General features: G+C 64.9%; 12 protein-coding genes and 2 pseudogenes. 6 read left to right on the top strand and 8 right to left on the bottom strand.

Annotation, left to right across the window (positions count from 1 at the left end):
• On the bottom strand, positions 1–213 hold a 213-nt coding region (locus EAH84_RS15135; protein ID WP_140869304.1), incomplete at its 3' end, for a transposase.
• Between the two features lie 85 nt (positions 214–298).
• Here EAH84_RS15135 and EAH84_RS15130 point away from each other — a divergent pair.
• A pseudogene (locus EAH84_RS15130) lies at positions 299–844 on the top strand (IS6 family transposase); the annotation flags it as partial.
• Between the two features lies 1 nt (position 845).
• Here EAH84_RS15130 and EAH84_RS15125 read toward each other — a convergent pair.
• From EAH84_RS15125 to EAH84_RS15100, 6 genes and pseudogenes are all read right to left on the bottom strand, one after another.
• Positions 846–1,421, bottom strand: coding sequence for an AMP-binding protein (locus EAH84_RS15125; protein WP_140872813.1), 576 nt, complete (start codon positions 1,419–1,421; stop codon positions 846–848).
• On the bottom strand, positions 1,418–2,221 hold the full coding sequence (locus tag EAH84_RS15120) for a crotonase/enoyl-CoA hydratase family protein (RefSeq protein ID WP_140872812.1): 804 nt from the start codon (positions 2,219–2,221) through the stop codon (positions 1,418–1,420). Before EAH84_RS15120 ends, EAH84_RS15125 begins: the two co-directional genes overlap by 4 nt.
• Positions 2,222–2,332: 111 nt before the next feature.
• Positions 2,333–2,799: pseudogene (locus EAH84_RS15115) on the bottom strand (IS6 family transposase); the annotation flags it as partial.
• Complete coding sequence (locus EAH84_RS15110) at positions 2,754–4,094, bottom strand: MFS transporter (RefSeq protein ID WP_140872810.1); 1,341 nt, start codon at positions 4,092–4,094, stop codon at positions 2,754–2,756. The gene EAH84_RS15110 and the pseudogene EAH84_RS15115, both read right to left, overlap by 46 nt.
• On the bottom strand, positions 4,094–4,489 hold the full coding sequence (locus tag EAH84_RS15105) for a Zn-ribbon domain-containing OB-fold protein (RefSeq protein ID WP_140872809.1): 396 nt from the start codon (positions 4,487–4,489) through the stop codon (positions 4,094–4,096). The genes EAH84_RS15110 and EAH84_RS15105 overlap by 1 nt, the downstream gene beginning before the upstream one ends.
• Positions 4,486–5,640: a thiolase domain-containing protein gene (locus EAH84_RS15100; protein ID WP_140872808.1), complete on the bottom strand. Its 1,155-nt coding sequence runs from the start codon at positions 5,638–5,640 to the stop codon at positions 4,486–4,488. Before EAH84_RS15100 ends, EAH84_RS15105 begins: the two co-directional genes overlap by 4 nt.
• A 171-nt stretch (positions 5,641–5,811) precedes the next feature.
• Here EAH84_RS15100 and EAH84_RS16145 point away from each other — a divergent pair, with 171 nt between their 5' ends.
• The 3 genes from EAH84_RS16145 to EAH84_RS15085 all read left to right on the top strand — a co-directional run bounded on the left by EAH84_RS16145 (position 5,812) and on the right by EAH84_RS15085 (position 9,638).
• Positions 5,812–6,006, top strand: a complete 195-nt coding sequence (locus EAH84_RS16145; protein WP_140872807.1) for a hypothetical protein — start codon at positions 5,812–5,814, stop codon at positions 6,004–6,006.
• Between the two features lie 76 nt (positions 6,007–6,082).
• Positions 6,083–7,657: an AMP-binding protein gene (locus tag EAH84_RS15090; protein WP_140872806.1), complete on the top strand. Its 1,575-nt coding sequence runs from the start codon at positions 6,083–6,085 to the stop codon at positions 7,655–7,657.
• A gap of 196 nt (positions 7,658–7,853) precedes the next feature.
• The gene (locus tag EAH84_RS15085) at positions 7,854–9,638 is read left to right on the top strand and encodes a flavin-containing monooxygenase (protein ID WP_241656646.1); all 1,785 of its coding nucleotides are present in this window, start codon (positions 7,854–7,856) and stop codon (positions 9,636–9,638) included.
• A gap of 16 nt (positions 9,639–9,654) precedes the next feature.
• On the opposite strand, the gene EAH84_RS15080 is transcribed toward EAH84_RS15085, so the two are convergent.
• Positions 9,655–10,887 (bottom strand): cytochrome P450, encoded by a 1,233-nt coding sequence (locus EAH84_RS15080; protein ID WP_140872804.1) that lies wholly within the window; start codon positions 10,885–10,887, stop codon positions 9,655–9,657.
• A 257-nt stretch (positions 10,888–11,144) separates the two neighbouring features.
• On the opposite strand from EAH84_RS15080, the gene EAH84_RS15075 reads away from it, so the two are divergent.
• Together EAH84_RS15075 and EAH84_RS15070 are read left to right on the top strand one after the other, a co-directional pair.
• On the top strand, positions 11,145–12,314 hold the full coding sequence (locus EAH84_RS15075; RefSeq protein WP_140872803.1) for a DUF3089 domain-containing protein: 1,170 nt from the start codon (positions 11,145–11,147) through the stop codon (positions 12,312–12,314).
• 112 nt (positions 12,315–12,426) lie between these two features.
• A partial coding sequence (locus EAH84_RS15070) for a transposase (protein ID WP_140869304.1) occupies positions 12,427–12,639 on the top strand: 213 nt, incomplete at its 3' end.

Raw genomic sequence — 12,639 nt, 5'->3', positions numbered from 1 at the left:
AGTCACGTCGATCGCCGGTTCGCTCGCGGCCGGCTCCGATCCGAATACGTCCGCCGCGCCCTCCAGCAGCCGGGATCGCCACTGGTTGATGAGGTTTGGATGCACGTCATACTGCTGCGCCAACTCGGCCAGCGTCTTCTCACCCTTTACGGCAGCCAGAGCTACCTTGGCCTTAAACGCCGGGCTGTGATTCCGGCGGGGTCGCTTGCTCATCTTGCCTCCTGGGGCGGCCAACATGGCCGCGGTCAGATCGGCAATCCACTTATCCCCGCTGTTCAGATTTCCCGAGCCACCTCTCTGGAACAGGTTCGGTCCGATGTTTGCGAGCGACATCCGCCGCCAGCGCGTGTGGAGAATGCGCGGCTTCCGTCATTGGCGCTGGCATCTCGACGAGATGTACGTGAAGCTGAACGGTGAGATGGTGTATCTATGGCGTGCGGTCGACCACGAGGGCGAGATCCTCGAAAGCTACGTCACCAGGATCCGCGACAAGGATGCCGCGCTGCGATTCATGAAGAAGGCGCTGAAGCGCCACGGCAAGCCCGAGGCGATCACCACGGACGGGCTGCGCTCGTACCGCGCGGCGATGAATGCGCTCGGCAATGCCGATAAGCAGGAGGTCGGACGCTGGGCCAACAACCGCGTCGAGAACAGCCATTTGCCGTTCCGACGACGAGAGCGGGCGATGGTCAGATTCCGGCAGATGAAGACGTTACAGAAGTTCGCCAGCGTCCATGCCAATGTCCACAATCACTTCGATCTCCAACGCCACCTCGTCGACCGCCAGACCTACAAGGAACGCCGCTCGGCCGCGCTGGCCGAGTGGCAGGCGCTCGCCAGCTGAGCTACGACCTCAAAGCCCGAACTGCATCGTGTGGAGACGAGTTCGCATTAGACTGACAGCACCTTCCCGACGTATACAGCGTCAGCACGACGTCGGCATGGTCCGTCGCGACCAACGGCGGCACCGGCTCCTGCGTTTCGGCCAGCGCGCCGATATCGGGTCCCCCTGCCAACGCCGCCCCTAGACCAAGCGGCGTCAGACCTGGCGCCGCTGCGATTAATTCTGCTGCGCGTCCGGAAAGACTTTGGCCGAACAGGAGGAAATCGCATCGGGCCTCCACGACCATGCGCACATGTTCGTCACGTGACAGCCGCGCGTTAAGTGGTACCTTGTTCAGCCCCGCCTTGGCGAAGGCGAAATCTATGGGGATGCTGTCAGGGCCGTTGTCGAGCAGCACGGCCACCCGTGCGCCTTTGCCCGTTCCCGAACTCACGAGCGCTTGGGCAAGGCGGTTCGCCCGATTGTTGACATCGGCGAACGTGTAACTTCGCTCACCTACGATCATCGCGATGCGCTCTTCATGCGCACGGGCACCGCGTTCGATGAGGTCCCGATAGGTCGGAGCGGGGCTGATCACTGCCCGCCTTCGAACACGCCGTGACGGCCGGCCCCGGCGGTGAAGCGGCGAGCACCCGCTTTGCCTTCCGCCTGGACAATCGGTACTCCCAACGCGCCTTCTTGTTTCAGCGCCTCGTCAAGCGGCAGGCTCCACTGCGCGAATGCGGATTGGCGATCCGCTAACATGCATTGCTGCGGGAAGGCGGCAATCTGCATCGCAAGTTGTTCAGCCGCTTCGCGCGCGGTACCATCGGGGACGATCCGGCTCGCCAGCCCGAACGACAGCGCTTCCTGCGCGCTGACCGTTCGCCCGGTCAGGATCATGTCCAAAGCCCTTGCCTGGCCGATGATGCGCGGCAGCCGGACCGTCCCGCCGTCGATCAGCGGCACGCCCCACCGCCGGCAGAGTACGCCAAACGTCGCGCTTTCCTCGGCTATGCGGAGATCGGCGAGCAGCGCCAGTTCCAGTCCTCCAGCCACGGCGTAGCCCGCTACTGCGGCGATCAGTGGCTTCGACAAGGCGATCCGCGTGGGCCCCATCGGCCCGGTCCCGCCACCGGCAGGATCGAGCTCGAGCGACCGATCGGGATCCTCCACCGCCGACAGGTCTGCGCCGGCGCAGAAGGTGCCGTGCTCACCCCATAGCACCGCAACCCGCTGTGACTCGTCCGATTCGAAAGCTAGCAGTGCGGAGCGCAGGCCATCCGCCATCTGCCGGTCGACCGCATTGCGGTGCCGCGGCCGCGACATGATGATCGTGGTTACCGGCCCGTTCCGCTCGGCCCGCACGCTGCGGCCTAAATCTGCCTGATCGGTCATATCTTAATTCCGTGATGGTGAGGCGCGTGGCGACGGTGCTGTCAAAATGCGAACCAGTCTCTACGATGCAGGTTGGGCTTTTGGCGCGACCGCTTAGCTTGCCAGGAGTTGCTACCCAGCCAGCGCGGCTGAGCGCCGACCTCGTAGGTCTGGCGGTCGACGAGATGGCGTTGGAGATTGAAGTGATTGTGGACGTTGGCGTGGATTGAGGCGAACTTCTGAAGCGTCTTCGATCGCTTGAACTGGAGCATCACCCGCTCCCGTCGTCGAAACGGCACATGGCTGTTCTCCACCCGTTTGTTGGCCCAGCTTCCGACCTCCTGTTTCTCCTTGTTGCCGAGGTCTTTCATCGCCACGCGATACGAGCGCAGCCTGTCGGTGGTGACTGCCGCTGGCGAGCCGGGGCGCTTGAGCGCCTTCCTCATGAAGGTGAACGCTGCATCCCTGTCGCGGGTCTTGGTGATGTAGCTCTCTAGGATCTCAATCTCGTGATCGACGCAGCGCCAGAGGTAGAACATTTCGCCGCTCAGTTTCACGTACATCTCGGCGAGCTGCCATCGCCAGTGTCTGAAACCGCGTTGCTATCGTCCAGCCATGGTGTGGTTCGACGACGCGGCTCGGTGACCTTGAACAGGATCAGCACGAACGACCCCGCCAAAAACAACAGCGAGGCCGTCATCAGCACCGGATAACCGAGCGTCGTCGCGACGATACCGCCCAGCAATGGCCCGACCGTCGAGATCGCTCCCTCGATCGTGGTCGACAGCGCGAGGCGCATCGCGACGTCGGCGCGCTCGCCGAACTCGAGCACCATGGTCTGCTGGCTCATCTGATAGCCCGACGCGCCCGCGCCCAGTCCGCAGAACGCGACGAAAATGGCCCAGGGCTGATGTACCAGGAGCAGCAGCGCCACCGCCGCCGCCCACAGCCCGGTCGAGCCCAGAAAGGTTGCTCTATAGCCGGTCCGGTCGCCGATATGGCCCCATAACAGGTTCGACAGTGTGTCCGCGCCCAAATAGGCGAGACTGAGCTCGCCGATCACGCGCCCCGACAGGCCAATCTGCTGGCCCGCGTACAAAATATAGAACGGCCCCGCGATGCGCGCGCACACGCACAGCGCCTCGGCGAGAATGAACCAACGATAGTCACGGTCGGCAAGCAGCGTCGGGAAGGTCTTGATCCGGTCCGCAAAACGCATTGGTGCGCGCAGTGTCGCCGGCACCGGTTCGACCATGATGAAGCGAAGCGCGGTCAGCCCCAGGCTGGTCAGCACGAAGGCGAGGAAGAACGTGTCCGCATAACCCTCCAGCCCTGGCCTGCCGCCGATTAGCCAGCGCCCCGCGACATAGCTGAGGCCGGCGGCGATCAGCCCCCCGGCCATGTTGCGCCAAGCCTGCAACCGCCCACGCCGGTTCATGGGGATGACCTTGGCCATCAGCATCTGGAAGGCGACGCGCTGAATGCCGTTGAACGTGCCGAGCAGGAAAAAGCATGCCAGTGTCGCAAACAGCAGCGCGTGCCCGCTCAGCAACCAACCCGACATCGCTAAGCCGAGAATACAGACGCGCATCATCGTACCGGTACGGATCGCATATGGCAGGATGCGCGGCTGGGTCTCGAAACGCGAGGCGCTCAAGATCGGGGAGACGATCGCGCCGAGCTGAAGCAACGACGTGCCTAGCCCGACCAGCGCGTCCGAGCCGGTCAGCCGGTGAATGTAGGTCGGGATGAACGTCGGCGCATAGATCAGCCGAAAGCCGGTCAACCCCAGCATCCCGTGCACGAAATGACCAACGAAGTTGCGGCGCAGGTGCGCGGCGACGAAGGCGTCGTACTCGGCCTCGCGCTCCGCGAGCGTGGCCACGTCCGCCATTAGCCAGAGACTGAGATCGGGACGAACATCGGCACTGGCGGCCCGCCCTCGGTCGCCACGAAGCCGACGCGCACGCGTTGACCGATGGCTACGTCGTCGGGGTCGGCGTCGATGTTGGTCAACACCGCCGGCCCCTCGTCGAGCACCACATAGGCTAGCGTGTAGGGCGCGTCCTTGCCCCGCCGCATCGTCGACAGGCTGTAGATCGCGCCGGTGCCGCCCGCCTCCTCCCACCGCGTGTCCGCCGACAAACAGAACGGGCATAGCGCGCGCGGATAATAATGCGGTTCGCCGCACGCGTTGCAGCGTCTGATCAGCAGCTTGCCCTGCGCGGCGGCATCCCAAAACGGCTGCGTCTCCACATTGGGCTCCGGGGCGGGAACGGTCCGGGTCATTGCCGCTCCAAAATCAAGGTGGCCGCGCCATGCCGCTGGCCGAGCGCACCGCCGATACCGGTCGCTACCGCCAGGCCGCAATTGGGCACCTGCACTGCCGGATGCGCCTCACCGCGCAACTGACGCACCGCCTCGATCACCTTGGTGATACCGCCGCGATTGGTCGGGTGGCTGTTGCACAGTCCGCCGCCATCGGTGTTGAACGGCAGCGCGCCGACGCCGCTGATGAGATTGCGGTCGGCGACGAAACGCCCGCCCGCTCCCTTGGCGCAGAAGCCCAGGTCTTCGAGCTGGATTAGCACCGTGATCGTGAAGCTGTCATAGATCGACGCATATTGGATGTCCGCCGGCGACACGCCGGCCTCCGCGAACGCTGCCGGCCCCGAGACGGCGGCGGCCGACGTCGTCAGGTCCAGGTTCATGCCCCCGCGTGGGCCTTTGACGGCCTCGCCCGCGCCGCGCACCGCGACCAGCGGGCGCTTCAGCGACTTTGCGATCTCGGGCGCGACGACCAGCAACGCGCCGCCGCCGTCCGACACGACGCAGCAATCGAGCCGGCGCAAGGGATCGGAGATCATCGGCGAGGCGAGCACGTCCTCGACGCTCACCACGTCGCGCAACATCGCATGCTCGTTGTGCTGAGCATGGGTGCTGGCCGCGACCTTGATCCACGCCAACTGCTCAGGCGTAGTGCCGTGTTCGTGCATGTGCCGCGCCGCGCACATGCCATAGCTGTTGTGCGTCGTCGCCCCGACCCAATGCTCAAACGGTGTTTCGGGCGCATTCATCCGCATGCCGCGAAACGGCTCCGATCGCGGCCGACCGGCCAATGTGATAAGCGCCACTGAACAATGCCCCGCCGCGATCGCCTGCGCCGCGTGGCTAACGTGCAGAATGTATGACGAGCCACCGGTGTCGGTAGAATCGACATGGCGGACCTGCAGTCCCAAATAGTCGATCATCGACAGTCCACCGAACCCGGGCGCGTCGCCCGCGCAGAAATAACCGTCGACGTCCGTAAGGCTGAGTCCCGCATCCGCCAGCACCCCGGCCGCGCATTCGGCGTGGAGCTGTGGCGTGGTCTTATCGGGCGCAAGCCGGGTCGGATGTTCCCAAGCGCCGGCGATGAAAGCCTTGTTGCGGATCGTCATGACGGATCCGTGGTGGCCGACAGCACGCGTCCGCGTCAACCCGCTTGACGCGACTCTCGCCATACCGCAGCTTCAAAAGCGGCCGACGTGACAAGAGCAAAACTGCACGCGACCGAGTAGGAGAGAGCCGATGATAGACCGTGGCTGCGCGCCGTACGGGTGTGATCCATCATGCTGATGGCGAGCGATCCCGTCCATGCCGCGCAAGACCGGCGCGCGCTGCGCCGCCGCGGGTTGACGCTGGCATTGCTGACCGCCGCCTATTTCTTCAGCTCTAAAGACCGGGCGATCCTGGCCATCGGCCGGCACAATCGTCGGCGGCGCGCTTCGGCGAGGAATCGCTGCGTTACGCGACGGTGGCAATGACCTGTATCGGGCCGTGGCCGATCTATCATTACTGGCGCGCCGGCGTGCTGCTGCGCCGCCAGGAGCGCCTGGGCGTATGACGGGCGGTGCGGCGTTGACGGCGGAGCTCGACGTCGCCGCCCTGACCGGGATGACACTGTCGGTCTGGGCACGCGAGCAAGGCGATCGGCCCGCGGTAGTCGACCCCGATGGCCGAACCCATAGCTTTGCCCAAGTCAACGCGCGCGCCAACCAGCTCGTCCGCCTGCTCCGGGCGCGAGGCTTGCAGGCAGGCGACGCGGTGGCGCTGATCTGCTCCAACCGCGTCGAGTTCGTGGAGGTGCTCGCGGCGACGTTGCGCGCCGGGCTGCGGCTTACCCCCATCAATTGGCACCTCTCGACCGAGGAGATCGCGTATATAATTGCCAATTGCGAGGCGAAGGCGGTGATCGGCGATGCGGGCCGTGCCGCGATCGGTCCAGCCACGAGTTCCGCGGCCGGCGTAATCGTCAAGCTCGCGATCGGCGGCGCGATCGACGGGTTCGAGCCATATGACGCCGCGCTCGCCGATGAGAATGGCGACGACATTGCCAACGCTGTGCTCGGTAACGCCATGATGTACACTTCGGGCACGACCGGTCGGCCAAAGGGCGTGTTCCGCCCGCAGCCGCTGATCATCTCCCACGCGCTCTACGCCACGCGCGGGTACGACCGCGCCATCTCGGTCCAGCTCTGCGCCGGGCCTGCCTATCATGCCGCGCCGATGGTGTTCGATATCCGCGCCGCAATGGGGGCGGGTGTGCCGCTCGTCTTCCTCGACAAATGGGATTCCGACACCGTCCTGCGCACGATCCATGAGCGCCGGGTCACGCATCTGCACTTGGTGCCGATCATGTTCCAGCGCCTGCTTGCGCTGCCCGACGCGATCAAGGCGCGCTATCCGGTCGATCATGTCCGCTATCTGATCCACGGTGCCGCGCCGTGCCCGCCTGAGGTCAAGCTGGCCATGATCGAGTGGTTCGGCCCTGTGCTTTACGAATACTACGCCGGATCGGAAGGTGGCGCGGGTTTTATGATCGACAGTCACGACTGGCTGCGCAAACCCGGCAGCGTCGGCAAGCGCCCGGCACTGCTCGGCTCGCGCATCCTCGACCATGCCGGCCGCGAGTTACCGGCGGGTGAGGTGGGGACGGTCTATCATCAACTGCCGCCCGGCGGGTTCACGTACTTCAAAGACGAGGCGAAAACGCAGGCGACGCGCGTCGACGGATATTTCACGATGGGCGATATCGGCTATTTCGACACGGATGACTTTCTCTTCCTAACCGGGCGCAGCGCGGAGTGCATCATCTCGGGCGGGGTAAATATCTACCCGCAGGAGATCGACAATGAGTTGATTAAGCACCACGCTGTAGCCGACTGCGCGACGGTCGGCGTCCCGCACGCAGAATGGGGCGAACAGGTGCGCGCGGTGGTAGAACTGCGGCCCGGCTATGCAGAAACGGACGAACTCGCGCAGGAAATCCTCGCCTTTGCCCGGTTGTCGCTACCCGCTTTCAAAGTACCCCGCGAGCTAGATTTCGCGACCGACCTGCCGCGCTCAGAAGCCGGCAAAATTCAGCGTGGTAAGGTGAGAGCACCCTATTGGGCGGGACTGGGGAGGCAGATCTAGTTGCGAAGCTGCGAATTCTAACGCTTTCGCCGGGCGCTTCCGCCGCCGCGAACTTCGTCTTCCGGGCCCTTCGGCGTTTGCCGGCCGGCAGGAGGTCAGCGGCATTGTGCGCACGGCCGTGCACGCGCAAAGGGCTCACTCCGCTTTGCCTAAACAATGACGTCGAGAAGCTCCTATGCCCGCATCTGCTACCGAGTTGACGATCGACAAGGCGGCCTTGCTCGCCCGATACGTCGCTGAACGCGACAAGCGCCTCCGGACGGACGGTACCGCTCAATATCAGCGCACGGAGGGGGTGTTCGAGCGCTATAAGCTGGATGTGCAAGCGGACCGGATCGAGCGCGAGCCGGTCTTCGACCACGTCACCTTCGCATTCGTCGGCGGTGGCTTCGCCGGGCTGGTTACCGGTGCACGGCTGGCCGAGATCGGCGTCACCGATGTCCGCATCGTCGAAAAGGGCAGCGACTTTGGCGGCACATGGTATTGGAATCGCTATCCCGGGGCGCAGTGCGACACCGCTTCGATGGTCTACATGCCCTTGCTCGAGGAAACGGGACACCGCCCGAGCGAGAAGTACGCGCACGGTCCGGAGATACTTGCCCAATGCGAGCGGATCGGACGGCAATACCGGCTGTACGAAAAGGCGCTGTTCCAGACCGAGGTGACGGGTGCCGAGTGGGACAAAACGGCGTCGCGCTGGATCATCTCCACCAACCGCGGCGACCGCTTCACCGCAACGTATCTGGGGCTGGGCACGGGACCGTTGCATGTCCCCAAGCTGCCGGGCATCCCCGGCATCGAAACCTTTGGTGGCCACAGCTTCCACACAAGTCGCTGGGACTATGCCTATACGGGCGGCGATGCCGAGGGCGCGCCGCTGGACCGGCTGGCCGACAAGCGCGTGGCGATCATTGGCACCGGCGCGACTGCGGTGCAGATCGTGCCGCATCTCGCGGCGGCCGCAGGCAAGCTCTTCGTCGTCCAGCGCACGCCCTCCTCCGTCGACGTCCGTGAAAACCGGCCGATAGATCCCGACTGGTTTGCGACGGTCGCCACGCCGGGATGGCAGCGACGCTGGCTGGAGAATTTCACCGACAACCAGGCAGGCGGCAACGCGCGCGATGACCTGGTCCAGGACGGCTGGACCGACATCTCACGTCGTATTCGGTCGCGGCTTATGGGTCTTCCGCGCGAACAGATGACGCAAGCGGCGATGATCGCGGCCTATGAAGATTGCGATTTCGAGAAGATGGAGGAGATCCGCGCTCGCGTCGACACGACCATCACGGACACCACCACGGCCCAGGCGCTGAAGGCGTGGTATCGCCAGTTGTGCAAGCGGCCGTGCTTTCACGACGCCTATCTACCGGCGTTCAACCAGCCATCGACCGAACTGGTCGACACCGATGGCAAGGGGGTCGATCGGATCACGCCGACAGGCTTCGCAGTCGCCGGGCGCGAATATGCGGTGGATTGCATCATCTTCGCGTCGGGCTTCGAGGTCGGCTCCGACTACGAGAAGCGCGCCGGGTTTGATCCGGTCGGACGCGATGGACTGACACTGTCAAGCGCGTGGCGCGACGGAATGCGGTCGCTGCACGGCATCCATGTCCACGGATTTCCCAACGCGTTCTTCGTCCAGCCCGCACAGGGCGCCAATCTGATCTCGAACATCCCGCATAATCTGGTCGAAGCGGGACGTACGATCGCCACGGTGGTTGGCCACGCGCTCGCCGTGGGCAAGCCGGTTGTCGAGGTGGCGGAGAATGCGCAGCAGGCATGGGTCGAGCAGCTGCTCGATGGTCCGCCCCGGCTACTCGGTGCACCGGACTGCACGCCAGGCTACTATAACAACGAGGGACAGGAGCCGACGGCGGCGATGCGCTCAGCCGTCGGTTATCCGGCGGGTCCCAGCGCCTATTTTCGATACCTGGACGATTGGCGGATGAGCGGTGCCTTTACCGGTTTGACCTTTACCTGACGGCAACGGGCTGTCGTCACGCCTGAACGAGCAACTCTTCCAACCCCCGGAAGAACGGCAGCGTGCGCCAGCGCGGCTTGGCCTCAGCGTCAACCATGCGAAGCCCGGGAAAGCGTTGGAACAGCTTCAGCAGCGCCAGCTGGCCTTCGAGCCGCGCAAGCGGGGCGCCGATGCAGATGTGGCTTCCGCCGCCAAACGACAGATGCGGCGCGCGCTTGGCGTCAATGATGAACGCCTCGGCGTCGTCGTATATGGCCGGGTCGCGATTGGCCGCGCGGAGGACCGCTGTCACCGCCTGCGTCGCCGCGACGCGGCAGCCGCCGATTTCGCCGTAGTCGGCCATGATGCGCTGGGTGATGTCGATCGGCCCTTCATACCGCAGAACCTCCTCGACCAGCGCCGGTGCGAGGCTCGGCTGGGCCAGCAGCTTGTCGCGCTCGGTGGGGTTCAGCATCAGCTGCCGAGCACCGTTGCCGATCAGATCAGTGGTCGTCAAATTGCCGCCGACGAGCAGCGCGATGAGATTGATCGCCAGCTCGGCGTCATTGATCTCTGCGCCCTCCGCCTGGAGTGCGACCATGTCGCTGATCAGGTCGTCGCTAGGGTTTGCCCGACGCTCCGCGATTTGCGCGCGGAAATAGACCTGGAGCGCGGCGCGGCTGCGTTCGAGCACGGCGGTCTGCTCGGGCGAGCGGAACGGGTTCAGACCCAGGATCACGCCCTCGGACCACTCGCGGAAATCGTCCAGGTTATCACCATCCACCCCCAGGATGGCCGCGATCGCGTGCACTGGAATGGGTACGCAATAGCGCGCCATGAGGTCGAACGGCTGCGCGGGGTCGATGGCGTCGAGTGCTGCGTCTATGACCCGCTCCACGCGGGGACGGCAGATCTTTACGCGCGCATAAAAGGCACGCTGGAGCGGCCGCCGAATCCGCGCGTGGTCCGGGTCGTCCAGGACCAGGATCGACACGGCCTCGGCGCGCGGCACTCCCGGTGGAAGCTGCGCGGCCTGGCGGCGGATCAGGACGGCAGCCGCCTCCGCCTTTGCGCCATCGCGATACGTGCGGCGGTTCGCGAGCACGCGATGTGCCTCGGCATAGCCGGTGACGATGAACGTTCCTGCCTGGTGATCGTGCGCCACCGGGCAACGTTCGCGTAGCGGGCGCAGCACGGAGTGCGGATCGTACTGGTAAGCCGGGTTCATGGGTGTGAGCGCGATTAGCGACGCGCGGGGATCATCACTCATGGTCCTCTCCTCGATTGGTCCGCGTTGAGCGGCTCGTTCCAAGCGACCGTCTGTGGGCACGGCGTTCGCATGGCTACTCCCGATCCGATCGGCCGAGCGCTCAGCGCTGCCCGCAATCCCGTTAGGCCCCGGGGAGCGCGAAGCGCAATGGGCGAGCTAGGTGAGCAGAGAAAACGGCACTTGTCATCCCGCGCTTTACCCCTCGACTAGGCCCAAGCTGGTGATACGCTGCCCCCAAACCAAAACAGGGGGGATGAATGCACAAGAGTTGGATCGTCGCATTGGCCGCAACGCTAACGGTGCCCGCTGGCGCGCAAACCGCCGCGAGCCCTTCGCCGACACCCGACTATACGCAGGACGCCGCTTGGCTCTGCCGACCGAGCCGCGCCGACGCATGCGCGGCGAACCTCGACGTCACCGTCGTGCGCGCTGACGGCAAGCAGACGGTAGAGCGCTTCAGGCCCGCCGCAGCGCCGGCCTTCGACTGCTTTTACGTGTATCCTACCGTCTCCAACGACCCGACCCCGAACAGCGACATAACCGCCGGTCCCGAGGAGCAAGCGGTCGCGACGGCACAGGCGGCCCGCTTCGCGTCCAAGTGCCGGGTGTTTGCGCCGCTCTATCGCCAGGTCACACTGACGGCGCTGCGCCAGACGATGACGGGCGGCGCGCCCGCGGTTGACCGCGCCATGGCGCTCGCCGACGTGACCGCCGCCTGGAAGAGCTACTTGGCCCGCGACAATAAGGGGCGCGGCGTGGTGCTGATCGGGCACAGCCAAGGCTCTGGGCTGCTCAAGCAGATGATCGCACAAACCCTCGAGGGCTCGTCCGCACAGCGCAACGTCATCTCCGCGATCCTGCTCGGCACCAATGTCGCCGTACCTGCGGGCAAGGCGGTCGGCGGCGATCTCAAGCAAATGCCGATCTGCACACAAGCGGGGCAGTATGGCTGCGTCGTGACTTATGTGACATTCCGCGCCGACTCGCCGCCGCCCGCGAACAGCCGCTTCGGCAAGGTGCCGCAACCGGGCATGGTCGCGGCCTGCGTCAATCCCGTGGCCCTGCTCGGCCCTAAGGCCGCAAATGACGCGATCTTCAACACCAAGGGTCCCGGCATGTCCAGCGCCGCCCAGCCCGCCTGGAGTTCGGTCGGACCGCCGGTGACCACGCCATTCGTTAAGGCGCCCGGGCTAATCTCGACCGAATGCGTTAGCCGGGACGGCTTCAGCTATCTGGCCGTGACTGTGAACGCCGATCTCAAGGATCCGCGCACCGACAGGATCAGCGGCGATGTGGTCGTCGGCGGTTCAATCCTGAAGGACTGGGGTCTGCACCTGCTGGATAATTCGGTAACGATGGGCAACTTGGTTGAACTGACAGGGGTGCAGGCCAAAGCGTGGCGCGGGGTTGGCCTGCCCTCAAAATAGGGCTGTAGCGTGTTGTCAAACTAACCAGAGAGGTGGCTCGGGAAATCTGAACAGCGGGGATAAGTGGATTGCCGATCTGACCGCGGCCATGTTGGCCGCCCCAGGAGGCAAGATGAGCAAGCGACCCCGCCGGAATCACAGCCCGGCGTTTAAGGCCAAGGTAGCTCTGGCTGCCGTGAAGGGTGAGAAGACGCTGGCCGAGTTGGCGCAGCAGTATGACGTGCATCCAAACCTCATCAACCAGTGGCGATCCCGGCTGCTGGAGGGCGCGGCGGACGTATTCGGATCGGAGCCGGCCGCGAGCGAACCGGCGATCGACGTGACT

It is taken from the genome of Sphingomonas oligophenolica, assembly GCF_006438955.1.
In the GTDB taxonomy this organism is placed as follows: Bacteria; Pseudomonadota; Alphaproteobacteria; order Sphingomonadales; family Sphingomonadaceae; genus Sphingomonas; species Sphingomonas oligophenolica_A.
This window is presented reverse-complemented; position numbering and strand designations above follow the sequence as displayed.